Consider the following 25,855-nt stretch of genomic DNA (forward strand, 5'->3'; position numbering starts at 1 on the left):
TTCCTCCGTGTTTCTCTGTTAATTACATACCTGTTAGGTAGATGCATTCATGTTATGCACACCTGTAATCTGTAGGTCAACGGATAGCTCCGTAACGCATGCGTAACACAACGCGGGGAGGTGGGCGGTTGCGGCTTCACCTGCTGGCGCTCCTGGCCAAAGAGCCGGCGCACGGTTACGAGCTCAAACAGGAGCTGGAGCAGACCTTCGGCAGCGCCTACCCCTCCCCGAACATCGGTCAGATCTACGTGACCCTCGGCAGGCTCGAGAAGGACGGCCTTGTCAGAGCGGTCGACGTCGAGCAGTCCAACCGGCCGAACAAGAAGGTCTACTACCTGACCGCCAAGGGCCGCGAGCTGCTCGAGATCTGGGTCGACGAGCCCACCGAGGGCCCCAGGGTGCGCGACGAGTTCTTCATGAAGCTCGTGCTCGCGCCGCTCACCGGCATCGCCGACCGGATGGCGCTGATCACCCGGCAGCGCCGCCACTACCTGTCGCTCATGAGCGACCTCAACGACCTGCTGTCCCGCACGCCGCCCGCCGACCGGGTGGCGACACTGCTCATCGAGGGCGCCATGCTGCACTTGCAAGCCGATCTCGACTGGCTCGAACGGTGTCAGGAGGAACTGGCGTGACCGCCGTCGTCCGCACGGTCAACCTCGTCAAGATCTACCAGGACGGCGCCGTGCCCGTCCCTGCCGTACGCGGGGTCGATTTACAGGTCGAGCCGGGGGAATTCGTGGCGATCATGGGGCCGTCCGGCTCGGGGAAGTCCACGCTCGTCCACATGCTCGGCGGGCTCGACGCCCGCACCAGCGGCGAGATCTGGCTCGACGGCAAGCGCGCCGACACCCTGTCGGAGAGCGCGTGGGCGTTGCTGCGGCGCAAGAAGATCGGCTTCGTCTTCCAGTTCTTCAACCTGGTCGCCAACATGACCGTCGGCGACAACGTCGAGCTTCCCGCGCTGCTCGCCGGCGCCTCGCCCAAGGTGGCCCGCAACCGCAGAGAGAGCCTGCTGGCCGCGCTCAACCTCACCGACCGCGCCGACGCCGCGCCCGCCCAGTTGTCCGGCGGCGAGCAGCAGCGGGTGGCGCTCGCGAGGGCCCTCGCCAACGAGCCGGCGCTGCTGCTCGCCGACGAGCCCACCGGCAACCTCGACAGCCGCAACACCCGCGACGTGCTGCGCCTGCTCGGCGACGTGCACAAGAAGGGCCAGACGATCGTCATGGTCACCCACGACGCCCGGGTCGCGGCCCTAGCCGACCGCGTGGTGTCGCTGTTCGACGGCGAGATCGTCGACGACGGCCGCATCACCCGCCGCCGCACCCGTACCGCCGGAGAGGTCATCGACCTGCGATGAGCACCGCGATGGCGGGAAGCCGGTGGATCAAGGCCGACCTGCGCGCCAGGAAGGGGCCGGCGGCGCTGACCGTGCTGGCCGTCGCCGGCATCGTGGCCGCCCTGATCACGGCCGTGACCCTGCTGGAGGACGGCACCAACCCGTGGCGCACCCTGTTCGCCCAGACCGACGGCGCCCACGTCTGGCTCTACACCAAGGACGGCCCTCCGGCGTCCCTCGGCGGCATCGACGGCGTCGCCGAGATCGCGGGCCCGTACCGCTCGGCCCCCGTCACGGTGGCGCACGACGGCAGGAGAGACCCCGCGGCCCTGCGCGCCATGCCGGCCACGCCGGCCAAGGTGGCCCACCCGGTGGTGAGTGAGGGCGGCTGGCTCGACCCCGCCCAGCCCGACGGCGTGGTCGTCGAACGCTCCTTCGCCGCCGCGCTCGACCTGCGGGTCGGCGCCCCGTTCACGATCATCGCGCTCAGCGGCGAGCGCCACACCCTCTACGTACGCGGCATCGCCGACTCGGCCGACCAGGGCTTCTACCCCGAGTGGACGCCCGGTCTGGCGTACGTGCTGCCCGTCATGCTCGACCGGATCGAGCCCATCAGGGGCCGCAGCGAATGGGTGACCGGGCTGCGGCTCGACGACCCGGAGGCCTCCCAGGTGGTCTCGCAGCGCGCGTTCGTGCTGCTGGAGGACGACCTGCAGCGGGCCTACACCTGGCGCGAGGTCAGAGAGGCCATGGAGCTGGACAACCGGCTGCTCGGCACGCTGCTCGCGCTGTTCGGGGTGGTGGGCCTGGTCGCCGCCGCGCTCGCGCTGGCCAACGCCGCCGGCGGGCGGGTGCTCGGCCAGTTGCGCGACCTCGCCACCCTCAAGTCGATGGGCTTCACGAAAGGTCAGGTGGCGTTGCTGCTCCTGGTCGAGCACGGCGCGCTCGGCCTGCTGGGCGTCGCGCTCGGCGCCGCCGCGGGCTGGGGCGTCATGGCGGCGCTGCTCGGCCCGACCTCCGTCGCGCCCACTCCGGTGCTGGCGCTCGTCGGGGGGACGGCGCTCGTGGTGCTGGCGGCCGTGGGCCTGCCCGCCTGGCGCGGCGGCCGCACCCCGCCGATCCCCGCGGCCCCCGCCGCGCCGCCGCGCGGCCACCTGTCGCGGCTGGCCAGGCTCGCCCTCCTCGTACGTCTCCCGCCCGCGCTCGTCCTCGGCACCCGCGACGCCTTCACCCGCCGTGTCCCCGCGTTCCTGACGGCGTTCGGGCTGGCGGTGCCGATGATGATGATCACGATCGGGCTCGGCGTGTGGGCCACACTCGACAACTTCAAGAGCCATCCCGAGCAGGTCGGTCAGGCCGCTGCCCTGTACGTCCGTCCTGGCAAGCTGCAGCCGGCCGCGGCGCGGCGTCTCGCGGAGGGCGACCAGGACGTCGCCGCCGTCTACCCGGGCACCGACGTCAACGCCCTGGCCCCGGGCGAGGCCCGGTCGGTGCGGGTGCGGGCGATCGGCGGCTCGGCGCTTCCTTACCCGTTCCCGGTCGTGGCGGGCCGCCTGTACGCCCGGCAGGGCGAGGCCGTCGCGGGGCAGGGGCTGCTCGACCTGCTCGGAGCGCGGATCGGCGACCGGGTGCGGCTGACGGTGGGCGGCACCCCGCTGATCGTCCGGATCGTGGGCCGTACGGTCGAGCCCGACCAGGACGGCGAGGTGCTCTCGGTGGGCCTCGACACCCTGGCGGCGAAGGACTCCGTGCCGCCCGAGTACTACGCGCTGTCGCTCAAGCCGGGTGCCGACCCGTCCGAGGTGCGGGGGCGGCTGCTGGCAGGGTCGGCCGAGAGTCTCGACGTGCAGGTCGCGGTCAACCCGGCCGACCGGCTGTCGGTCATCCGGGTGGTGATCGTGGCGCTGATCGCGGTGCTGGCCCTCATCGGGCTGGCCAACCTGCTCACCGCGAGCGCGCTCGGGCTGCGCGACCACGCACTCGACCTCGCCGTGCTGAAGGCCATGGGGCTCACGCCGCGCCAGGTCATGGCCACGCTGGTGACCGGCACGGGCCTGCTGGTGGTGCTCGGCGTCGGGGCGGGCACGGCGGCGGGCATGTCGGTGGTGACCGGCCTGATCGACCTGCAGGGCCACACCAGCGGCGTCGGCGCGGGCATCGGTCGTCCGCCGGCGCCGCTGACGCTGACGGTGGCCGTGGTCGTCGCGGTGGGCACGGCCCTCGCGGTCGCGCTGATTCCTGCGCGCCGCGCGGCCCGTGCCCAGGTGCCGGTCACCTCACGCTGACGGGGTCAGGCGACGGTGGCCGCGGCCTCTTCCTCGGCGGGCTTGAGCGCGAACCAGTAGAACCCGTGCCCCGGCAGCGTCAGCAGGTAGGGCAGCTCGCCGATCTTGGGGAAGGGCACGCCGCCGCGCGCCTCGACCGGGATCATGCCCTCGAAGCGCCGCAGGTCGAGCTCGACCGGCTGCGGGAACTTCGACAGGTTGTTGACGCACAGCATCACGTCGTCGCGCTCCTCGCGCACGTACGTGAGCACGGCCGGATTGGACGACCACATCTCGGTGTAGGCCCCCGTGCCGAACACCGGGTGCCGGTGGCGGATCTCCAGCATCTTGCGGGTGAAGTGGAGCAGCGAGCCCTCGTGGCGGAGCTGGGCCTCCACGTTGACCGCCTGGTAGCCGTAGATGGGGTCCATGACCGCGGGCAGGTACAGCCGGCCGGGGTCGGCGGTGGAGAAGCCGGCGTTGCGGTCGGGGCTCCACTGCATCGGGGTGCGGACCGCGTCGCGGTCCTCCAGCCAGATGTTGTCGCCCATGCCGATCTCGTCGCCGTAATAGATGACCGGCGAGCCGGGCAGCGACAGCAGCAGCGCGGTGAACAGCTCGATACGGTCGCGGTCGTTGTCGAGCAGCGGGGCAAGACGGCGGCGGATGCCCAGGTAGGCCCGCATGCGCGGGTCCTTGGCGTACTCCTTGTGCATGTAGTCGCGCTCTTCCTCGGTCACCGTCTCGAGCGTCAGCTCGTCGTGGTTGCGGAGGAAGATGCCCCACTGGGCGTGCTCAGGAAGCTTGGGAGTACGCGACATGATCTCGGAGATCGGCTCGCGGGTCTCCTTCTTGACCGCCATGTAGATGCGCGGCATGAGCGGGAAGTGGAAGGCCATGTGGCACTCGTCACCGCCCGTGGTGGGGTCGCCGAAGTACTCGACGACGTCCTCGGGCCAGCCGTTGGCCTCGGCCAGCAGCACGCGGTCGGGGTAGAGCCGGTCGACCTCCGCGCGGATCTTCTTCAGGTACGCGTGCGTCTCGGGCAGCCCCGCGCACGCCGTGCCCTCACGCTCGAACAGGTACGGCACCGCGTCCAGCCGGAACCCGTCGATGCCGAGGTCGAGCCAGAACCGCAGGACCTCCAGCATGGCCTGCTGAACCGCCGGGTTGTCATAGTTCAGGTCAGGCTGGTGGTGGAAGAAGCGGTGCCAGTAGTACTGCTTGCGCACCGGGTCGTACGTCCAGTTGGAGTCCTCGGCGCCGACGAAGATGATCGGCGCGTCGGAGTAGCCGCCGGGGTGGTCGGACCACACGTAGAAGTCGCCGTACGGCCCCTCGGGGTCGTGCCGGGACGCCTGGAACCACGGATGCCGGTCGCTGGTGTGGTTCATCACCAGGTCGGTGATGATCCGCATGCCCCGCTCGTGGGCCTTCTCGATCAGGTGGACGAAATCTCCGAGATCTCCGAAGTCCGGAAGGATCTTCATGTAGTCGGAGATGTCATAACCGCCGTCGCGCAGTGGCGACTCGTACAGCGGCAGCAGCCACAGGCAGTCCACGCCGAGCCACTCGAGATAGCCGAGCTTCTCGGTGAGCCCGCGCAGGTCGCCGGTGCCGTCCCCGTTGGAGTCCTTGAACCCCCGAACGAGAATCTCGTAGAACACCGCCCGCTTGTACCAGGCTGGATCTTCCGAGACGAACGCCTCGGAGATCGGCTCCGGCATTGGGGATGCGTTGGTCATATGTCGCTCACAGGAAGAGATGTGGGCAGGACGAAGTCACCGGTTCCCCGGCGTTGTTATGTGGTGACCGCGCCGCGTGGAGTCGTCATCCCTGCGACATCCATGCCCTGACGGGACCGGATTTGTGATCTGGTGCCCGTTTGTGCGGCGCTTACGGGCCGAACACTACCAGCCCGTTGGCTCTCCGGAACCCGCTTCTGCTGTGCGAGGGTTAATACCCGCGAGATCGGTACGTAATCGCCCTGTTACCCAGAGTTCACTAAAAAGGTGGCGTCACGTCTGAGAGGTCGTTCTCGACATCAGTCAACCACAGTCCGAACAAGACGAGACCTCTCACCCAGAAGCGGTCATTCCACCCGGTGAAACGGGTCAAAGCGTCCGGTCCGGACGCGATCACCTCGTGCATCTCGTCGGACAGCAGCCCCGGCACCCGCCTCACCACCGTCTCCAGCATCCCGTGCGCATAATTTCGGGCAGGAGCGGCCGTGGACCGCAGCGGCACCCGCTGCAGCGGCTGCTTGATCACGTTCGTGGACGGCAGCGCCGCCACGCGCGGGTTGGCCGCGTGCAGCACCTCGCGGTAGAAGCGGCCCTTGTCCTTCCTGGCCACGCCGACCGACAGCGCGGCGTCGAAGAAGTCGGGGTGGATGAACGGCGCCGCGAACGACGCCTCGGGGCCCACCAGGTTGACCGCCGAACGCGCGATGCCCCTGACCGTACGGGTGTGCAGCACCGACAGCGGCAGCTCGGCCCGGTGCCCGTGCAGCATCGAGGTGGCCGCCGTGAACTGCTCGCGTACGGTCTCGTCCATCCACTGGGCGGCCGACTTCGACAGGAACGGCTGCGACGGCTGCCCGAGCGACAGCGAGGCGAGGACCGCCTCCGAGCGCTCAGCCTGCGTCCGCGCCTCCAGCGCGGCCCCGCTGACCATGAAGTTCTTCAGCAGCGGACCGCCCGCCAGGCCGTCGACGAGGATCCGGCCCGCGCCGTGCACCTCCTTGGCGAAGGGGGCGTACCAGGCGTGGTGCGGGGTGAGGTACTCGAGCCTGCGGGCCACCTCGGCGGCGTCGGCCGGGTAGTCGGCGGCGTGCTGCTCGACCACCCGGTGGGGGATGCCGAGCTCCTTGGTGATCGCGCGGGCGAAGGCGATGTCGGTGTCGGTGCCGTCGTCGGGGCTCGTCGTCCACGACTCGACGTCGGCGCCCCTGGCCTTGGCCACGCTGGCCAGCAGGCGCGAGTCGTAGCCGCCGCTCACCGGGACGAGCAGCTTGCGCCCGTCGTACTCGGCGTAGACCTGGTGCAGCAGCTCGACGATGTCGTGCGGGCTGACCCACGCCTCGTACGGCTCCGTGCGCAGCCAGCGCGGCAGCCGGCGCTCGGTGGCGAGCACGCCGTCGCGGTACACCAGCGCGCTCGACCCCGGCAGCCGCTTGACCCGCGTGTACGGCGTCGCCTCGCCCAGCGGGAACGTCACCTGGAGTATCGAGGCCCACGCCGACCAGTCGATGTCGGTCGCCACGAGGCTGAGCAGCGGCTGGATCAGCGACGAGAAGTAGACGGCGTCGCCCTCGCGCACGTAGTAGAGGTCGACCAGGCCGAGCGCGCCCGTGTGCAGGATCACGCGACGGCCGTCGCCGATCAGCCCCGGCGTCTCGTACGTCTCCGCGACCGCGATCCAGTCGTCCGCGGCCCTCGGACGGCGCTCGCCCCAGGCGAACGCGTACGAGACCTCGTCGCGCTGGTAGGGCGGCAGGGGCGCCGAGCTGAACAGCGCCGCCTCGGCGGTCTGCAGCGCAGGACGCACCCGCGGGCCCGCGCCGGTGAGCTTGCCGAGCACGGCAGGGTCGATCCGGCCTAGAGCGCCGCAAATGTAGGGCCGCACGTTGAACTGCACCGAATCTCATCCCTTCGAGCGCTTGCTGCAAAAGAGTATCCTTTGCCGGGCTGAACGAGCGGAGGTCCCGTGAGCGAGCACCACCAGGGGCTCGCCGCCCGGGCCGACGGAGGAGGTCCGGTGAGCACTGAGCTGGAGAGCACGCGGCGGGCGCTGCGGGATGCCGTCGCACAGGCCGAGCGAGCGGCCGAGCTGGCCAGGCTGCTGGACGCCGCCCAGGCCAGGCTGGCCGAGGCCGAGCGGGCCGTCGAGGAGGCTCGGACGCTGGCCGAGCGGCTCGACGAGTCCGAGGCGCGCCTCGCCGCCGAACAGGCCGCCGCCGACCGGCTCCGCAAGGAACTGGCCGAGCAGCGGTTCCAGGCCGAGGTGGCCAACTGGAAGCTCTCCTCGATCAAGGTCGCCCGCTGGAACCGCCTCGGCGACGCCATCAAGAGCGGCAAGAGCAACCCGGTACGCCTTGCCAAGGGGCTCAAGGGCGCCGCCAAGCCGGTCAAGCGGCCCACCGCGCCCAAGCGCGTGCCCGTGGCCGTCGCCGCCAGGCCCAAGGACGAACGGCCGGGGGCCGCCTACCAGGCCAAGGCCACGACCAGGACCCTCAACGGGGCCTCGTTCAAGCTCAAGCCGTTCCGGGTGCCGACCGGCCCCAACACCCGCCCCCACCTGACGGCGGCGGTGATCGCCGACCCCCACGTCGAGGCGCTGCTGCGCTACGAGTGGCGGCAGACCACCGGTTTCACGCCGCGTGACTTCCCCCGCATCCTCCCGCTGGAGGTGCCCCACCTGCTGGTGGTCGAGTCGGTCACGCAGGGTCCGTGGGCCGAGGAGATCACCGGTGAGCCGGGCGAGGGCCTCAAGGCGTTGCTGGCCTGGTGCGCCGAGCGCGGCATCCGTACGGTCTTCTGGCACACCAAGGGCGACGTCGCCGCCTACGCCGCGGCCGCCGAGCTGTTCGAGTACCGCTTCACCAGCGACCTGTCGGTGGCCTGGCCCCGGCTGTCGTTCGGCATCCAGCCGCGGGTGCACAATCCGCTGCCGCTGGCCGGTGGGCGCATCGACCGGGTGCTCACGCTCGACCAGCTGCTGCCGTCCCACCTCGAGTACCCCGACCTGCTGACCTCCTACCGCTGGCCGGCCGCGGCCGACTGCCCGCCCGGCACGCCGCAGTGGCGGCTCGCCGAGCTCGCCGCCTGCGGCACGCCGATCGGCACCGAGGCCGACTCGCGGCGGGCGCACGTGGCGATGCGGCGGGCGTACCAGATGGGGACGATGTCGGAGCGGATCGACGAGCTGCTCGACGTGATCGGGCTGCCGAGCGCCCGCGCCACCCTCACCACGTCGGTGCTGCTGCCCGTGCTCGACCCGTACCAGCTGGAGCACGCGCTCGCCCAGGTCGCCAGGCAGCAGAGCGGTGTCGAGCAGCTCGTCGTGATCGGGCCGCCGGAGGCCGAGCTGCGGGCCCGCGACGTGCTGCCCGACGTGGAGGTCCTGCACCGCCGTCCCAGCCCGGACATGACGGCGGGCGCGATGCTCAACGCCGGCATCGACCTGTGCGAGGCCGACCTGGTGGCGGTCATGGACCCGCGCGACGTCTACGGCGCCCACTACCTGACCGACCTCAAGCGCGCCTTCCTGTTCACCACGGCCGACATCGTCGGCAAGGCCGCCTACTACGCCCACCTGCGCAAGCCGCAGGCCACGCTGCTCAAGCAGCCGGGTGCCGAGTACTCCTACCTGCCGGAGGTGGCCGGCGCCACGCTGCTCGCCCGCCGCAACACGCTGCGCGAGCTGCGCTTCGCCGACCTCACCGAGGGCTGGGACGAGGTGCTCATGCGGCAGTGCCGCACCGACGGCATCAAGGTGTTCTCGGCCGACCGGTTCGGCTACGTCCGGATGCGCGACGAGGATCGCTGGTTGCTCGGCTCCGCCCAGCTGGTCGAGTACGGATCCGCCGAGCCGCACGCCCTGATCTAGGGCATAGTGGCGACCGTGCCGATCATCGGGCTGACGACGGTGCTGGGGGAGCCCCCGGCACCGGACGGCACGTGGGAGCACGAGGTCGCGTACGTCTCGGCGGCGGCCCTGCGCCGGCGCGTACCGCCGGACGAGCTCGCCGCGCGGGTGCGCGAGCTGGCCGGGGTGACCTCCGTCGAGGTGCGGCCCGGCGGGTTCCTGCGCATCGTCGTCCCCGTCCCGGGGGAGCTGGTGGAGCAGGCCGAGCCCGTGCCGGAACCGGACTGGCCGGACTTCCCCCGTACGTGGGACAACCCGGGTTTCGTGGTCCGCTACGCGCACGCGCGCGCCCGCGCCGTTCAACGGTGGGCGCGGGACCTGGAGGTCCCGCAGGGCACGTTCCGCCCAGAGCTGCTGGACGACCGCGCGCACCGCGCGGTGCTGCGGGTGCTCGCCGAGCTGCCGGGACGCCGCCGCAGCCAGGACCCCGGCTGGGAGCGCTACCTGGTACGGCTCGCGCTCGCCTACCACGACGCCCACGAGCAGGCCCCCGCCGTCCCGCGCGGCGACGAGGAGCCGAGCCCGGTGCACACGGCCCGGGTACGGCTGGCGCAGGCGGTGGCCACGGTGCTCCCGGGGCCCGAGAGACTGTGATCCGCAAAAAGTTATTCGGCCAAACCGGGCTATAAACGTAAAAATATCCTCTACAAGCCTTGATCCCGTCTCGATACGTGGGCACGAGGTCATGGCGGACGTGTGCTTCCGATAGCCTCGATCGGGTGAGTCGATTCGTCCACCCCGCCGGTGACAGGCACGCCGAGATGCTGCCCCAGGAGCGCCCCCCGCAGGCGCCCGCCGATCTCAACCGGATCAACCCCGAGATCTGGCCCCGAACGTCGACGCGGGTCGACGGCGCGCTCACGGTCGGCGGCGTGGACGTCCGCGACCTCGCCCGCGACCACGGCACGCCGCTCTACGTCATCGACGAGGACGACGTCCGCTCGCGCATGCGCGACTACGCGACCGCGTTCGCCGGCTCCGAGGTCCACTACGCCGGCAAGGCGTTCCTGTGCAAGGAGATCGTGCGCTGGCTCCAGGACGAGGGCCTCGGCCTCGACGTGGCCAGCGGCGGCGAGCTGGCGGTCGCGCTGAGCGTCGGGTTCCCGCCCGAGCACATCACCATGCACGGCAACAACAAGTCCACCGCCGAGCTGTCCAGGGCGATCGAGGTGGGCGTCGGCCACATCGTGCTCGACTCCTACGACGAGATCGCCCGGCTCGGCCACCTCGCGGCCGAGGCGGGCAAGCGGCCCAAGGTCATGATCCGGGTCACCACCGGCGTCGAGGCGCACACCCACGAGTTCATCGCCACGGCCCACGACGACCAGAAGTTCGGCCTGTCGCTCAACACGGGGGCCGCCGCCGAGGCCGTCCGCCGCGTCCTCGCCCTGCCGCAGCTGGAGCTCGTCGGGCTCCACTCCCACATCGGCTCGCAGATCGTCGACACCGCCGGGTTCGAGGTGGCCGCGCGCCGGCTGGCCGGCCTGCTCGTGCAGATCAAGGACGAGCACGGCGCCGTGCTCCCCGAGCTCGACCTCGGCGGCGGCTACGGCATCGCCTACGTCGAGGGCGACACGGCCCCCGACATCAAGGTACTGGCCGACGGCCTGCGCGAGATCGTCACCAACGTCTGCCGCGAGGCGGGCCTGCCGGTGCCCCGCCTGACCGTCGAGCCGGGCCGCACCATCGTCGGCCCCGGCGGCATCACGCTCTACGAGGTCGGCACGGTCAAGGACGTCGAGGGCCTGCGCAGCTACGTGAGCGTCGACGGCGGCATGAGCGACAACGTCCGCACCGCCCTCTACGGCGCCGAGTACACCACCGTGCTGGCCAGCCGCGAGAGCCGGGCCGAGCCGATGCTCAGCCGTCTCGTCGGCAAGCACTGCGAGAGCGGCGACATCCTCGTGCGCGACGTCCACCTGCCCGCCGACCTCGCGCCCGGCGACCTGGTCGCGGTGGCCGCCACCGGCGCCTACTGCCGCGCGCTGGCCAGCAACTACAACTACCTGCCCAAGCCCGCCGTGGTCGCCGTCTCAGGTGGCGCCTCCCGGGTGATCGTACGTGGCGAGACCGAGGACGACCTCCTGAGGGGGCAGTTGTGAAACCGCTGAGAGTGGCACTCCTGGGGTGCGGCGTCGTCGGCTCGCAGGTCATCCGGCTGATGCACGAGCAGTCGGCCGACCTGGCCGCCCGCGTCGGTGCCCCGCTGGAGCTCGCCGGGGTGGCCGTACGCAGGCTGAGCCGCAAACGCGACATCGAGGTCGATCCGGCGCTGCTCACCACCGACGCCGAGTCGCTCGTGACCCGCGACGACGTCGACATCGTGATCGAGGTCATCGGTGGCATCGAGCCGGCCCGTTCGCTGATCGTCGCGGCCCTGTCGCGGGGCAAGTCCGTGATCACCGCCAACAAGGCGCTGCTCGCCGAGGACGGCGGCACGCTGCACGAGGCCGCCCGCGCCGGCAACGGCGACCTCTACTTCGAGGCCAGCGTGGCGGGGGCCATCCCGCTGCTGCGGCCGCTGCGCGAGTCGCTGGCCGGCGACCGCGTCCGGCGCGTCCTCGGCATCGTCAACGGCACCACCAACTACATCCTCGACAAGATGGACTCCACCGGGGCGTCCTTCCTCGACGCCCTGGAGGAGGCCCAGACGCTGGGCTACGCCGAGGCCGACCCGACGGCCGACGTCGAGGGCTTCGACGCCGCCGCCAAGGCCGCCATCCTCGCCGGGCTCGCCTTCCACAGCCGGGTGCCCGCCGAGCAGGTGCACCGCGAGGGCATCACCGACATCACCGCCACCGACGTCGCCTCCGCCAAGGCGATGGGCTACGTGATCAAGCTGCTGGCCATCTGCGCCCGCTCCGACGACGGCCGTACGTTCGGGGTGCGGGTGCACCCGGCGATGATCCCGCGCACCCATCCGCTGGCGGGCGTGCGCGAGGCGTACAACGCGGTGTTCGTCGAGGCCGAGTCGGCCGGGCAGCTGATGTTCTACGGCAAGGGCGCGGGCGGCGCACCGACGGCCTCCGCGGTGCTCGGCGACCTGGTGGCCGTCGGCCGCAACCGCCTGGCCGGCACCCGCGGCCCCGAGGAGTCGACCTACGCCCACCTGACCGTCCACCCGATGGGCGACACCGTCACGCGCCTGCACGTGGCCCTCGACGTCGCCGACAAGCCGGGCGTGCTCGCGCGGGTGGCCGAGTTGTTCGCCAAGCACGACGTGTCGATCCAGACCGTCCGGCAAGAGGGTCAGGGCGACGACGCCCAGCTCGTCATCGTCACTCACCGCGCCTCGGACGCCGCGCTCACCGCCACCATGGACGAGCTGCGCGCGCTCGACATCGTGCGCTCAGTGGCCGGGCTCATGCGCGTCGAGGGCGACGACTAGCCCACAGCAACTCGCCAGGAAGGCGGCGTAAGGTAGGCGCCGGTTGATTTCCCGCGGTCGAGGAGCGTTCCGCCTGATGTCCGTCACCCCTCTCGGCTTCGTCCGCACGCCGGAGAAAGGGCTCGCACCCCTGCGCTGGGCCGGCACCGGCTGGACGGTCGACGACCGGCCGCCTCACGTGGCCGCGCTGCGCGAGCTGCGCGGCCTGGAGGTCGAGTGGCCCGGCCACGAGGTGCCGCTCGACGGTGTGCTGGAGCTGGCCGCCGCCGGTGTCCCGCTGACCGCGACGCACGCTGAGCCGTGGGTGCCGGCCGGGCTCGCGGCGCTGCTCACCGACCGCGACTGGCTCGGCCACGCCGGCGACGGCGGCCTGCGCGGCCTGGCCGACCTGCGCCGTGAGGAGCACAGCGTACGCCTGCGCCGCCTCGCCCACCCGGTCGCGCCGCCGCCGAAGGTGAGCATCCTCATGTCCACCCGCCGGCCCGCCCTGGTCGGCTTCGCCCTGGCCCAGATGGAACGCCAGCTCGACGTCGAGGCCGAGGTGCTGCTGGGCCTGCACGGGTTCGCGTTCGAGCAGGTCCGAGAGGTCGTCGAGAGCTGTTCGCTGCCCGTACGGTGGGTCGAGGCCGAAGCGTCGATGCCGTTCGGCGAGGTGCTCAACCAGGCCGCCGCGCCGGCCGAGGGCGACTTCCTCGCCAAATGGGACGACGACGACTGGTACGGCCCCCGCCACCTGGCCGACCTGGTCATGGCCCTGCGGTACGCGCAGGCCGACGTGGCCGGCACGACCGCCGAGTTCTTCTACCTCGAGCCGTTGCGGACGACGATCCGGCGCACGACGTTCTCCAGCGGCGCGCGCTACCCGAGCGAGGTGTACGCCGACCACGTGGCGGGCGGCACGATCATGGTGCCCAGGAAGACCTTCCACGACGTCGGCGGATTCCCTGCGCTGCCGAGCGCCGTCGACCGCGAGTTCCTCAAGGCCGCCCACCAGTCGGGCGCGCGCATCTACCGCACCCACGGCCTCACCTACGTCCTGCGGCGCGGTCTCGGCAGCGAGCACACGTGGCAGCTGCCGCTCTCCCACTTCCTCAAGGTGGCCGCCAACCAGTGGCACGGGTTCCGGCCCAGCCTCCTCATGGAGGCCTGAGGCGTCAGTTCTGGCGCAGGGCCGACTTCAGGCGGCGCAGCAGCGTCTTGTCAGGGGTCTTCTCGGGGGTCTCCGTCGGCGTGGTCCTCGGCTCCGGCGCCTTGGCGGCCGGCGCGGGCGCGGGCTTGGGCTCGGCGGGGGTGGGCCAGTAGCGGGCGGGAGGCTCGTGCCGCACCCCGTGCGTGGTCTCGACGACCTTGTCCAAGCCGTCGTCCAGGCCGTCGTCCAGGCCGTCGTCCAGGCCGTCGTCCGGCCCCGTGAGCAGCAGGGCGCGACCGAGCGCGGACGTCCGTTCCAGCCGGGCCGTACGCCCGTCCTCCAGATCGACGACCAGCACGCCCGCGAGGTCCTTCTGCACCGATTCGATCATCCGCTCCAGCGTCGCCCGGTGCAGCGGCACGTCCACCGGCCCCCGGTACCGGAACGGGATCGGCGCCGGCGACGGCGCGGCCTCGTCGATGAGCCGTACGCGTTCGTCGTGGGAGAACGCCTCGCGCAGCAGCCGCAGCTCGAAGGTCGGGTCGGACAGGGAGTGCCGCGAGTCGTCCAGTCGCGACCACGGCGCTACCAGCGTCACCACGACGTCCTGCAGCTTTCCGTCGAGCGCCGCCGCCACCGCCTCGCGCACCACCTGCTCGGGCGCGTCGGCGACGTCGTACACGATCTCCACGTACGGCACCAGCCACCGCCGCCCGCGGTCCTTACGCAGGTCACGCCGCAGCGGGATCCGATGCGCCAGGTACGGCTGCACCGCCCGCACCGCGCGCTCCCGGTCGCGGTGCTGCGCCGGCAGCCCCAGGTGCACGGCCTGCGCGGCCATCTCGGGCACGAACACCACGCCGTGCATCGCGAGGCGGTAGGCGAACTCGGTGTCCTCGCCCCGCGCCACCGTCGGGTCGAGCCCGCCCACGGCGTGGAAGACGTCCCGGGGGAGGGCCACCGTCGGCCCCGTGCACACGTGGTACGGATTGCGGCTCTTGCGTAGCCCGTCCGTCTTCTCGATCGTCGCCTCGGTGGAGCTCGGCCTGGCCGCGTCGAGGTCGAAGAGCTCGTTCAGGTGGCCCGCCCGGTGGACCTGCTCGGGCGTGAGCGGCTGTTCCGGGACGAACCTCTTCATCCCGATCGTGACGAGACAGTCCGTCACGTGGTGCCAGCGGGCCATCGCCTCGATGTGCTCCCGGCAGGTCACCATGTCGGAGTCGAGCCGCTGGATGATCTCGCCGTCGGCCGCCTTGGCCCCGGTGTTGACCGCGTTGGAGATGCCCCAGCCGTCCTCGACGCGTACGAGCCGGGTGTTGACCGGCCTGATCTCGGGCAGGCGCAGGGGAGGCAGGCTGCCGTCGTCGACGACCAGGACCTCCATGAGACGGTCGGGGTACGTCTGAGCCGCGAGGGCGGCGAGCGTCAGGTCGAGCTTGTCCTGTCCTCCGCGCGCGGGCACCACCACGCTGACCGTAAGGGCAGGTGACCAGGCGCCGAGCTGCGGCGCGGACACCGGTGAATAGTCGTTCTGCCACAGAGCAGGACGCGCGTTCATGGTCGTGACCCCCTGGCCGCGACATTAGCGGGAGATGCTGAACATTTCCTGAAAAATGACGGTGTCGAACGGCACGTTCCGACCCGTGGACACGACTTCGGACGGCACCCGCGCACCCCGTAGACTCGGGCATCAGCACCGCAGGTAGGGAGCCATCATGACCAGGTCCTGGCGTGGCCTCATCGAGGAATACCGCGAGCGTCTTCCGGTGACCACGAAGACGCCTGTCGTCACGCTGCTCGAAGGCGGCACGCCGCTGGTGCCCGCCCACCGCGTCTCGGCGCTCACGGGTTGTGACGTCTACCTGAAGGTAGAGGGCGCCAACCCGACGGGCAGCTTCAAGGACCGCGGCATGACCATGGCCATCAGCAAGGCGGTCGAAGAGGGGGCCAAGGCGGTCATCTGCGCCTCCACCGGCAACACCTCGGCCTCCGCCGCCGCGTACGCCGTCCGCGCGGGGCTCACCTGCGCCGTGCTGGTCCCGCGCGGCAAGATCGCTATGGGCAAGCTGGCCCAGGCGCTCGTCCACGGGGCCACCCTGCTGCAGGTCGAGGGGTCGTTCGACGACTGCCTGGAGATGACCCGCAAGCTGTCGTCCAGCTACCCGATCGCGCTGGTCAACTCGGTCAACCCGTTCCGGCTGCAGGGGCAGAAGACCGCGGCGTTCGAGATCGTCGACGCGCTCGGCGACGCCCCCGACATCCACTGCATCCCGGTGGGCAACGCCGGAAACATCTCCGCCTACTGGATGGGCTACCAGGAGTACGCCACCGACGGCCTGGCCACGAAGCGGCCGCGCATGTTCGGTTTCCAGGCGAGCGGCGCGGCGCCCATCGTGCAGGGCGCGCCCGTGACCCACCCGCACACCATCGCCACCGCCATCCGCATCGGCAACCCGGCCTCGTGGTCGCTGGCCACCGCGGCCCGCGACGAGTCCGGCGGGGTCATCCAGGCGGTGACCGACCGGCAGATCGCGGCGGCGTACAAGCTGCTGGCCCAGGAGGAGGGCGTGTTCGTGGAACTCGCCTCCGCCGCGAGCGTCGCCGGCCTGCTGCAGGCACACGCACAGGGCATGGTCGCGCCGGGGCAGCGCATCGTCTGCACGGTCACCGGCAACGGGCTCAAAGACCCCGACTGGGCCATCTCGGGCGCGCCGGCGCCGGTCGTCATCCCCATCGACGTCCACGCCGCCGCCGCAGCGCTCAACCTCGCCTGACCGACAACGTCCCCCGGCAGACCGGGGGCCCGACACCCGCCCTCCGGGGCGCGGGGAGTGATGACGCGAACGTGAAGACGGTGGTTATCCGCGTGCCCGCCACGTCGGCGAACCTGGGGCCGGGCTTCGACGCGCTCGGCCTGGCGCTGAACCTGCACGACGAGGTCGAGGCCACGCTCTCCGACGAGCCGGGCGTCCACGTCACCGTCGAGGGTGAGGGCGCGGGCGAGGTCGACACCGGTGAAGGACACCTCGTCGTCAGGGCCATGCGGCGGGCGTTCCTTCATATGGGGGTGCCCCAGCCCGAGGGGATTCGGCTCCGCTGCCGCAACAGAATCCCGCACGCGCGCGGCCTTGGATCGTCCTCCGCGGCCGTTTGCGCGGGCATTCTCGCCGCCCACGTTTTGGCTGACAGCGAAATGAGCGACGACGAGATCTTCGCGCTGGCCACCGAAATGGAGGGCCATCCCGACAACGTCGCCCCCTGTCTTGCCGGAGGGCTGACCATCGCCTGGTCCGACCAGGACGGCCGGCCGCGTAAGCTGAAACTAACTCCTGACCAGCGGATCCGCCCGGTGGTCGCCATCCCGGCGACCCGCCTGTCGACGGAAGCCGCACGGGGGTTGCTGCCGAAGGACGTGCCCCACAAGGACGCCTCCTTCAACGCAGGACGGGCCGCGTTGCTGATTGCCGCGCTGACCCTGAATCCCGAGCGAGAGCTGCTGCTCGCCGCCACAGAAGACCGTCTCCACCAGCATTACCGCGCGCCTGCGATGCGAGATAGTGTGAATCTGGTAGAACGTCTCCGTGCAGTGGGCGTGCCCGCGGTCGTTTCGGGAGCGGGTCCCACGGTTCTTGCGTTTTCGTCCTCGGATACGCAGGATTTGATCGCGCCAGAAGTGGGTAATGACTGGCACATCCAGCAAATGGACGTCGACCCGGTAGGTGCGAACGTTCAGTTCCCCGAGACACGCTGATACCTCTTTAGACCTTCAGGGAATAGCCGTGTGCGCTGGTGATGTTAGGCTGATAGCCGCACCAGATGCCCCCTTGGTGGGTGCGTGCTTGTCAGCCATACATCGCTGCATCATGCTTCACGTCGCGAGGCGTGAGCAGCGCGGCTGTCTCCCCGGAATCCGTCGCCTCCGGTTGGGCCACACCCGGTTGGCTCGACGCGAGGTGGCGACGACGGGGATCTGCGCGTTCGAAACGTGTCGACGTCTGGTTGGCGACAGCAATCTGGGGGGTGTCAGTCACGCGCCAAGCACCATCGGCGGCGTGGCCCAATCCCTCCCCAAGAGTGGCGGCCGTTCACAGCGACGGCCGAAGATCGCAAAGTGCACCCCGACCCGGTCTGTCCCGCCGGATCGCAAGCACCTCCGGGACGCCCGGCAGAACAAAACCGGCGCCCGACCCCTGGGAAGGACCTTTTAGTTGAGCGACACCACCGAACTCCTCTCCGACGCATCAGGCGCTGAGCCGGCGTCCGGCGACACCCCCACCCGCGCCGCGGCCAAGCCGCGTGCGCGTCGCTCCGGCACCGGCCTGTCCGCCAAGGTGCTGCCCGAGCTGCAGAAGATCGCAGCTGAGCTGGGCATCAGCGGGACCGGGCGGATGCGGAAGAGCCAGCTCATCGCGGCCATCCAGGAGAAGCAGGGTGGCGGATCCGGCGACGCCGCGCCCGCCCCGGCTGCCGAGGCGTCCGCGCCGGCCGCTGCCGAGACGGCGCCCGCGGCCGAGCGGCCCACCCGTACCCGTAGAGAACGTTCCCGTGCCAAGGCCGCCGAGGAGCCCTCGCCGCAGGCCGCCGCCGTACGCGCCGCCGAGCCCGTGGCCGCCGCGCCCGAGCCGGTCGTCGCCGCGGCGGAGCCCGTCGTCGAGCAGCAGGCCCAGCAGCACAGCGAGCAGAACGAGTCGCGCGCCGAGCGTGGCGAGAGCCGCCGCGAGCGTCGCAGCCGCGGTGAGCGCCGCGAGCGGGGCGAGCGTTCCGGTGAGCGCGGCGAGCGCGGTGAGCGCGGCGAGCGTTCCGGTGAGCGGAGCGAGCGCGCCGACGGCGGCCGTGGCGAGCAGCGCGACCGCGCCGCCGCCGACTCCGGCAACCGCGGTGACCAGCGGGGCGAGCAGCGCAGTGACCAGCGCGGCGACCAGCGCGGCGACCAGCGCGGCGACCAGCGCGGTGACCAGCGGGGCGGCGACGACGACGAGCGCGGCGGACGCGGGCGCAGGGGCCGCTTCAGGGAGCGCAACCGTGGCCGTGGCCGCGACCGCTACGACAGCAGCGAGCCCGTGATCGGCGACGACGACGTGCTCATCCCGATCGCCGGCATCCTCGACATCCTCGACAACTACGCGTTCGTGCGCACCAGCGGCTACCTGCCGGGCAGCAACGACGTCTACGTCTCGCTGGCCCAGATCCGCCGCAACGGTCTGCGCAAGGGCGACGTCATCACCGGCGCCGTCCGCCAGCCGCGCGACGGTGAGCGGCGCGAGAAGTTCAACGCTCTGGTCCGCCTCGACACCGTCAACGGCATGGACCCTGAGCAGGCCCGCAACCGGCCCGACTTCAACAAGCTGACGCCGCTCTACCCGCAGGAGCGCCTGCGCCTCGAGACCGAGCCGAACATCCTCACCACGCGGATCATCGACCTCGTCTCGCCGATCGGCAAGGGCCAGCGCGGCCTCATCGTCTCGCCGCCCAAGGCCGGTAAGACGATGGTGCTGCAGGCGATCGCCAACGCGATCACCCGCAACAACCCCGAGTGCCACCTCATGGTCGTGCTCGTGGACGAGCGTCCGGAAGAGGTCACCGACATGCAGCGGTCGGTGAAGGGCGAGGTCATCCACTCGACCTTCGACCGTCCCGCGGAAGACCACACCACGGTCGCCGAGCTCGCCATCGAGCGGGCCAAGCGCCTGGTCGAGCTGGGCCACGACGTGGTCGTGCTGCTCGACTCGATCACCCGCCTCGGCCGCGCCTACAACCTGGCGGCCCCGGCGTCCGGACGCATCCTGTCCGGTGGTGTCGACTCCACGGCGCTCTACCCGCCGAAGCGCTTCTTCGGCGCCGCCCGCAACATCGAGAACGGCGGCTCGCTGACGATCCTCGCCACGGCCCTGGTCGAGACCGGGTCCAAGATGGACGAGGTCATCTTCGAGGAGTTCAAGGGCACCGGCAACATGGAGCTCAAGCTCAACCGCTCCCTTGCCGACAAGCGCATCTTCCCCGCGGTCGACGTCGACGCGTCCGGCACGCGCAAGGAAGAGATCCTCATGGCCAAGGAAGAGCTCCAGATCGTCTGGAAGCTGCGCCGGGTGCTGCACGCGCTCGACATGCAGCAGGCGCTCGAGCTGCTCCTCGACCGGATGAAGGACACCAAGTCCAACGCGGAGTTCCTCATGCAGGTCCAGAAGACCACGGTGAACAACGACCGCGACTGACGGCCGTCCGCTCGCGAAGGGGCGTCGGGGGTTCTCCCCTGGCGCCCCTTCGGCGTCTCCGCAGGCGCGGGGCCGCTGACGGAAGTGCTGGTGGGCGGGAGTTTCAGCCGGTTGTGGCGGTGGGTGGGGAAACGGTGGGGAATGTCGGATGGCCTGGGGTGGTTGCACGATCTGGCACACTGGTAGCTGACCGTTTTCGCGGTTCCGGTTCACGCATGCCATAGGCGACCCGGCGGCCGCGCCCCGAAAGGACAGCAATGAAGCGCGACATCCACCCTGACTACAACGTGACGCAGGTGAGCTGCTCCTGCGGCAACACGTTCGTCACCCGCAGCACCGCCAAGAACGGCGTCATCCACGCCGACGTGTGCTCGGCCTGCCACCCGTTCTACACGGGCAAGCAGAAGATCCTCGACACCGGCGGCCGGGTGGCTCGCTTCGAGAAGCGCTTCGGCAAGAAGGCCGCGGGCAAGTAGCTTCACCCACGCCGGCCCGGACGCACCCCGGTGCGCCGGGTCGGCGTTGTTGGTGAAAAGGCCCTACCCAGCGAAAAGGACACACGGTGAACCTCGACGAGTTGCTCAAGGAGTATTCCGAGCTGGAGACGCAGCTCGCCGATCCCGCCGTGCATGCCGACCAGAGCAAGGCCCGCACCCTCGGCCGGCGTTACTCGCAGCTCACGCCGATCGTCACGACGTACCGCGAGTTCGAGTCGGTGCGCGACGACCTGGTGGCGGCCAAGGAACTGGCGGGCGAGGACGAAGCCTTCGCCGCCGAGGCGGCCGAGCTCGAACAGCGCATCCCGCAGCTGGAGGACAAGCTCCGGCATCTGCTCATCCCGCGCGATCCCAACGATGACAAGGACATCATCATGGAGATCAAGGCGGGCGAGGGCGGCGAGGAGTCCGCGCTCTTCGCGGGCGACCTGCTGCGGATGTACCTCCGCTACGCCGAGCGCCTCGGCTGGAAGACCGAGATCATCGACAGCCAGCCGTCCGACCTCGGCGGGTACAAGGACGTCACGGTCGGCATCCGGGCCAAGGGCGACGAGGGCGTGTGGTCCAGGCTCAAGTACGAAGGCGGCGTCCACCGCGTGCAGCGGGTGCCCGTCACCGAGTCGCAGGGCCGCATCCACACCAGCGCCGCGGGTGTGCTCGTCTACCCGGAGGCCGAGGAGGTCGACGTCCAGATCGACCCCAACGACCTGCGCGTCGACGTCTACCGCTCCAGCGGCCCCGGCGGTCAGAGCGTCAACACGACCGACTCCGCGGTCCGCATCACCCACCTGCCCACGGGTGTCGTCGTCTCGTGCCAGAACGAGAAGAGTCAGCTGCAGAACAAGGAGTCGGCGCTGCGCATCCTGCGCGCCCGGCTGCTGGCCATCGCCCAGGAGGAGGCCGACGCGGCGGCCCAGGCCGAACGCAAGTCGCAGGTCCGCACCGTCGACCGCTCCGAGCGGGTGCGCACGTACAACTTCCCGGAAAACCGTATCTCCGACCACCGCGTCGGCTTCAAGGCGTATAACCTCGACCAGGTGCTCGACGGCGAACTCCAGGCCGTCACCCAGGCCCTCATCGACGCCGAAATGGCGGAGAAGCTCGCACAACACTCATGACATTTCTGCTGGACGAGATCGCTCTCGCCACCGCTCGGCTGGCCGAGGCAGGTGTTCCTTCGCCGCGCACCGATGCGGAGGAGATAGCGGCATTCGTCCACGGCGTGCGGAGAAGTGAGCTCCACACGGTCAAGGACGCCGACTTCGACGCATTGTTCTGGGAGGGCATCTCCCGGCGGGCGGCCCGTGAGCCACTGCAGCACATCACCGGCCACGCGTACTTCCGCTATCTGGAGCTCGCGGTCGGGCCAGGTGTGTTCGTGCCGCGGCCCGAGACCGAGGTGATGGCGGGCTGGGCGATCGAGACGCTGCGCGCGATGGACGTCACCGCCCCGATCGTCGTCGACCTCGGCACCGGCTCAGGCGCCATCGCGCTGTCGATCGCCCAGGAGGTGGCGCTGGCCGAGGTGCACGCCATCGAGGTCGACCCGGCGGCGTACACGTGGGCCAAGCGCAACATCACCGAGCTGGGTCAGGGCCGTACCCACCTGCACCCGGAAGACCTCGCCGAGGCGCTGCCCGAGCTCAACGGCAAGGTCGACCTGGTCATCTCCAACCCGCCCTACATCCCGCCGGGCGCGATCCCGCGCGATCCCGAGGTGCGCGACTACGACCCGACCAGAGCGCTGTACGGCTCCGGCGACGACGGGCTCGGCGAGGTGCGCGCGGTCGAACGCACCGCCCGCCGGCTGCTGCGTCCCGGCGGCTGGGTCGCCGTCGAGCACGCCGACGAGCAGGGTAGAGCGGTCTACCTGACCTTCCCCGAGGACAACGGCTGGCGCGACGTGCGCCTGCGCCAGGACCTCACGCGAAGGGACCGCTTCGTCACCGCCCGTCTGGGCCAGGACTAGGATGCACGCGTGGGAAGACGATTTGACTGCTCCGATGCCGCGCAACGCACCGCGGGCGTCCTGGAGGCCGCGGCCGCCGTACGCCGGGGCGAGCTCGTGGTGCTTCCGACCGACACCGTCTACGGCATCGGCGCCGACGCGTTCACGCCGGCGGCCGTGACCGGGTTGCTCGAGGCCAAGGGCCGGGGCCGTGACATGCCGCCGCCCGTGCTCGTGGGCACCGTCCGCGCCGCGACGGCGCTGGTCGACGACCTCGGGCCGTACGGGCAGGACCTCGTCGACGCGTTCTGGCCCGGGCCGCTCACGCTGGTCTGCAAGGCCAACCGGGCGCTGTCGTGGGACCTGGGCGACACCAAGGGCACCGTGGCCATCCGCATGCCGCTCCACCCGGTGGCGCTCGACCTGCTCAAGGAGACCGGTCCGATGGCCGTCTCCAGCGCCAACCGTTCCGGCAGGCCGGCCGCCACGACCGTCGACGAGGCCGAGGAGCAGCTCGGCGACTCCGTCGAGGTCTACCTCGACGGTGGCAAGACCGATGACAACACGCCGTCCACCATTCTCGACCTCACCACGGCCGTGCCGCGCCTGCTGCGCCGGGGGGCCATCCCGGTGGAGAAGCTGCGCGGCATCATCGGCTACGTCGCCACCGACGACTGACGTATACCGGCTGCTTATTCCGGCCGCCATCGCCCGCGGGCCCTGACTACGGTGAGGCCCGGAGCGGCGAGACGTCCGGGAGTGGCCCATGGGCAAGTTCGACGGCATGGATCCGCAGTTGGTCCGCGACTTGCTGGCTGAGGTGAAGCACGCGGCGGCGCAGATGCGCGGGGCCGAGGAGCGTGTGCGGGCCGCCATGAACCGTGCCGGGGTGTCCGTACCGGCGGCTCATCGTCCGGCCCAGATCGCCGACGACGCCGACCGGATGGTCAAGGACGTCAACGCGCGTCTCGCCGTACTGGAGAAGCGCGAGGAGCGTCAGAAGAACGGCGCAGGCGGCCCCGACCGCCTGAAGCCCGACGACAGCTCCGCGAAGGGATCGGACGACAAGCCCCGCGACGACGCCCGGAGAGAGCCGGGCGCCAAGCCCGACCCCGACACGGGGAAGGGCTCCAGCAGCAGTCCCGAAACCGACGCAAAGCCTGGGAAACCCGACGGCGGCGCGGGCGCCGAGGGGAAACGAGACACCGGTACGGGGGCTGACAAGTCCAACGGTGGTACGGGTGGGAAGCCCGACGGCGGTGCGGGCACCGGTGGGAAGCCTGACGCCGGCACTGGGGCCGGGAAGCCCGAGGGTGGTACGGGTGCCGAGGGTAAGCCTGACGCCGGCACTGGGGCTGGAAAGCCCGAGGGCGGTGCGGGTGCCGAGGGTAAGCCTGACGCCGGCACTGGGGCCAGCAGGCCCGAGGGCGGTTCTGGTGCCGAGGGGAAACCTGGCGTCGGGGAGAGGCCGGATGCCGACAGCGGCTCGGGAGTGCGGGGAGCGGGCTCCGATGGAGCCGCCTGTGACGACGGTGAGCGTGCTGGTGCGGGCAGGGGCGCCGGGCCTGGGCAGGACGCGGGGCCCCGGCAGGACGGCGGGACCGGTGGCAGGCCCGCTGACCCCTCCGGCGACCGACCCACCGACCGGCCTACGGGCGAAGGAGCCGGTGCCGCACCCGATCGAGGTGCAGAGGGGTGCGACGGCAAACCCGACGCCCCAACCGGAACCGGAACCGACGGCAGGGCCGGTGCGCCGGGCGGAACGGGTACGGACCGCGGTGCCGAGATGCCAGGTGGAAGCGGAGCCGGTGGCAACGTCGGTGCACCTGGCGGGGCAGATGTGCCCGGCGCGAGCGGGGCTGACGGCAACGCCGGTGCCCCACAGGGAGGCGGGGCCGACGGGAGGACCGAACCTCCTGCCGTCGGAGGGAACTCGCCGGCCGCCGCTGGGGCCGATGGCGTGGGCAAGCCTCAGGTGGTCGAGGTCGACGGGGTCAAAGTCCTGCAGATCCCGCTGGACCCGCCGACGGCCGAACAGATCGAGGACCTGCTCGAGAACGCCGACGATGTACGACCGGCGGAGATGCCGCACGTCGCCGCCGACACCGTCGCCGATTCGACCGCACGCGGCGGAGACGCCGGCGCGGCCGGGGCGGCGGACGCGGGCGGCGCCTCGAACGTCGGCGCGTGGGCCAAGGACGGCAACGAGGTGGTCTCCGCCGAGGCCCGCCTGCCCGACCTGGACGCCATCGGCACGGTGATCGACAACCACCGGGACATCCCGCCGCAGAACATGCCGAGCGTGGACGTTCCGGCCGGTGAGTACGGCAGGGGCGAGTGGGCCGAGAGCGACATCCGTCCAGATGGCCGCGTAGGTTCCATCGACCCCAGCGGCCCCGGCGCAGCCGGCTCCACCCTCCCACCGCCGGACACGAACGCTCCCGGCAATTCCGCTGGCGACATGCCGCTCCCCAACCCCCCGGCAGACGGCGACTGCGCCCCCACCTCTCCGGACGCCGGGCGAACGCCCCCACCAGCGGACGATGCCGACCGCGGCACCGGCGGCCAGGCTCCGGGCGGACGGGAACCCGGCGACCAGGGCGGACCGGGCGAGGACAGAGGCAACCACGGCACGGGCGCGCGCGACGACGGTGCTCGGACGGGCGGCGGAGGTGATGACGCTCAGGGCGCGGGTGCTCGCGACGACGGTGTTCGGGGTGCGGGTGACGGTGCTCAGGGTTCGGGGGTTCGGGACGACGGTGTTCGGGGTGCGGGTGATCGGGGCGCTGGTGCGGGTGGTCCAGGGTCGGAAGGCGATGATCGCGGGCGTGGGGCTGACAGCGGTCAGCAGGGGCGGCCGGTCACGGTTCCGCCGACGAATCCCGGGTCTGAGACGCCCGCTGGGACGGTGCCGGATGGCGGTGCGGCGGGCAGGACGCCCGGTGACGTCCCCGGCGTCGGACGGGAAGGCGTGCCCCCCGAGGGCGGGGAAGGCGCGGGCGACTCCCGTACGGGCTACGGGCGACCCGGCTCCGTCGATGGCGACATGGGGCGGGGCGCGCCGGATGGCGGCGGTGGCGCTGGGTACGTGCCGCCGGCGGGAGGTGGAGGGGTGGTGTCCGTCGAGGTCGGGGCGCCGGACATGGAGGCGATCCGGTCCATGGTCGAGAACCACCGTGACGTCCAGCCCATGGAGATGCCGTCCGTGCGGGTGCCGCCCGGTGAGTACGGCACCGGCCCATGGGCGCCCGAGGATGTGAGACCGGACGGGCCGACCGGTGCGATCGACCCCAGCGCGCCGGAGAGAAAGGCTTGATCGCGTGGAGCCCGTAGGTGAGGGGAGCGCGCGTGGAGCCCGTACGTGAGGGGAGCGCGCGTGGAGACTCGGGTGTCTCGGTGTCTTCGGGCGGCCGGGTGCGTGGCCGTGGG

At 71.1% G+C, this 25,855-nt stretch carries 19 protein-coding genes; 16 read left to right on the forward strand and 3 right to left on the reverse strand.

Annotation, left to right across the window (positions count from 1 at the left end):
* Nucleotides 1–128: 128 nt before the first annotated feature.
* The 3 genes from BLR04_RS11665 to BLR04_RS11675 are packed head-to-tail and all read left to right on the forward strand — an operon-like array spanning nucleotide 129 to nucleotide 3,624.
* Entirely contained in the window at nucleotides 129–635 is a 507-nt protein-coding gene (locus BLR04_RS11665) for a PadR family transcriptional regulator (RefSeq protein ID WP_090762639.1), read from the forward strand.
* On the forward strand, nucleotides 632–1,360 hold the full coding sequence (locus BLR04_RS11670) for an ABC transporter ATP-binding protein (RefSeq protein WP_090762641.1): 729 nt from the start codon (nucleotides 632–634) through the stop codon (nucleotides 1,358–1,360). Before BLR04_RS11665 ends, BLR04_RS11670 begins: the two co-directional genes overlap by 4 nt.
* Nucleotides 1,357–3,624, forward strand: a complete 2,268-nt coding sequence (locus tag BLR04_RS11675) for an ABC transporter permease (protein ID WP_090762643.1) — start codon at nucleotides 1,357–1,359, stop codon at nucleotides 3,622–3,624. Before BLR04_RS11670 ends, BLR04_RS11675 begins: the two co-directional genes overlap by 4 nt.
* A gap of 5 nt (nucleotides 3,625–3,629) precedes the next feature.
* On the opposite strand, the gene treS is transcribed toward BLR04_RS11675, so the two are convergent.
* Both treS and BLR04_RS11685 read right to left on the reverse strand, forming a co-directional pair.
* Nucleotides 3,630–5,330 (reverse strand): maltose alpha-D-glucosyltransferase, encoded by a 1,701-nt coding sequence (gene treS, locus BLR04_RS11680; protein ID WP_245740187.1) that lies wholly within the window; start codon nucleotides 5,328–5,330, stop codon nucleotides 3,630–3,632.
* 277 nt (nucleotides 5,331–5,607) lie between these two features.
* A complete protein-coding gene (locus tag BLR04_RS11685; protein ID WP_090762646.1) occupies nucleotides 5,608–7,242 on the reverse strand; it encodes an asparagine synthetase B family protein in 1,635 nt (544 codons plus the stop codon).
* Nucleotides 7,243–7,362: 120 nt separating this feature from the next.
* Here BLR04_RS11685 and BLR04_RS11690 point away from each other — a divergent pair, with 120 nt between their 5' ends.
* The 5 genes from BLR04_RS11690 to BLR04_RS11710 all read left to right on the forward strand — a co-directional run bounded on the left by BLR04_RS11690 (nucleotide 7,363) and on the right by BLR04_RS11710 (nucleotide 13,790).
* Entirely contained in the window at nucleotides 7,363–9,213 is a 1,851-nt protein-coding gene (locus tag BLR04_RS11690) for a glycosyltransferase family protein (RefSeq protein ID WP_176903037.1), read from the forward strand.
* Between the two features lie 15 nt (nucleotides 9,214–9,228).
* Entirely contained in the window at nucleotides 9,229–9,846 is a 618-nt protein-coding gene (locus tag BLR04_RS11695) for an anticodon-binding protein (protein ID WP_090763017.1), read from the forward strand.
* Nucleotides 9,847–9,971: 125 nt separating this feature from the next.
* Nucleotides 9,972–11,354 (forward strand): diaminopimelate decarboxylase, encoded by a 1,383-nt coding sequence (gene lysA / locus BLR04_RS11700; protein ID WP_090762648.1) that lies wholly within the window; start codon nucleotides 9,972–9,974, stop codon nucleotides 11,352–11,354.
* Nucleotides 11,351–12,640, forward strand: a complete 1,290-nt coding sequence (locus BLR04_RS11705) for a homoserine dehydrogenase (RefSeq protein WP_281191398.1) — start codon at nucleotides 11,351–11,353, stop codon at nucleotides 12,638–12,640. Before lysA ends, BLR04_RS11705 begins: the two co-directional genes overlap by 4 nt.
* Nucleotides 12,641–12,716: 76 nt before the next feature.
* Entirely contained in the window at nucleotides 12,717–13,790 is a 1,074-nt protein-coding gene (locus tag BLR04_RS11710; RefSeq protein ID WP_090762650.1) for a glycosyltransferase family 2 protein, read from the forward strand.
* 4 nt (nucleotides 13,791–13,794) lie between these two features.
* Here BLR04_RS11710 and BLR04_RS11715 read toward each other — a convergent pair whose 3' ends face one another.
* Nucleotides 13,795–15,327, reverse strand: a complete 1,533-nt coding sequence (locus tag BLR04_RS11715) for a glycosyltransferase family 2 protein (RefSeq protein ID WP_090762652.1) — start codon at nucleotides 15,325–15,327, stop codon at nucleotides 13,795–13,797.
* Nucleotides 15,328–15,484: 157 nt separating this feature from the next.
* Between BLR04_RS11715 and thrC the strand changes: the two genes are divergently transcribed.
* The 8 genes from thrC (at nucleotide 15,485) to BLR04_RS40555 (ending at nucleotide 25,742) form a co-directional block, all read left to right on the forward strand.
* A complete protein-coding gene (gene thrC, locus BLR04_RS11720; protein ID WP_090762654.1) occupies nucleotides 15,485–16,543 on the forward strand; it encodes a threonine synthase in 1,059 nt (352 codons plus the stop codon).
* A 71-nt stretch (nucleotides 16,544–16,614) separates the two neighbouring features.
* Entirely contained in the window at nucleotides 16,615–17,520 is a 906-nt protein-coding gene (thrB, locus tag BLR04_RS11725; RefSeq protein ID WP_090762656.1) for a homoserine kinase, read from the forward strand.
* Between the two features lie 457 nt (nucleotides 17,521–17,977).
* Entirely contained in the window at nucleotides 17,978–19,981 is a 2,004-nt protein-coding gene (gene rho, locus BLR04_RS11730; RefSeq protein WP_090762658.1) for a transcription termination factor Rho, read from the forward strand.
* 257 nt (nucleotides 19,982–20,238) lie between these two features.
* Nucleotides 20,239–20,457, forward strand: a complete 219-nt coding sequence (gene rpmE / locus BLR04_RS11735) for a 50S ribosomal protein L31 (RefSeq protein ID WP_090762660.1) — start codon at nucleotides 20,239–20,241, stop codon at nucleotides 20,455–20,457.
* Between the two features lie 86 nt (nucleotides 20,458–20,543).
* Complete coding sequence (gene prfA / locus BLR04_RS11740; RefSeq protein WP_090762662.1) at nucleotides 20,544–21,596, forward strand: peptide chain release factor 1; 1,053 nt, start codon at nucleotides 20,544–20,546, stop codon at nucleotides 21,594–21,596.
* A complete protein-coding gene (gene prmC, locus BLR04_RS11745) occupies nucleotides 21,593–22,447 on the forward strand; it encodes a peptide chain release factor N(5)-glutamine methyltransferase (protein WP_090762664.1) in 855 nt (284 codons plus the stop codon). The genes prfA and prmC overlap by 4 nt, the downstream gene beginning before the upstream one ends.
* Nucleotides 22,448–22,456: 9 nt before the next feature.
* Nucleotides 22,457–23,104, forward strand: a complete 648-nt coding sequence (locus BLR04_RS11750) for an L-threonylcarbamoyladenylate synthase (protein ID WP_090762666.1) — start codon at nucleotides 22,457–22,459, stop codon at nucleotides 23,102–23,104.
* An 88-nt stretch (nucleotides 23,105–23,192) separates the two neighbouring features.
* Nucleotides 23,193–25,742 (forward strand): hypothetical protein, encoded by a 2,550-nt coding sequence (locus BLR04_RS40555; RefSeq protein ID WP_176903038.1) that lies wholly within the window; start codon nucleotides 23,193–23,195, stop codon nucleotides 25,740–25,742.
* The last annotated feature ends 113 nt before the right edge of the window (nucleotides 25,743–25,855 follow it).

Source organism: Nonomuraea maritima (genome assembly GCF_900100395.1).
GTDB lineage: Bacteria > Actinomycetota > Actinomycetes > Streptosporangiales > Streptosporangiaceae > Nonomuraea > Nonomuraea maritima.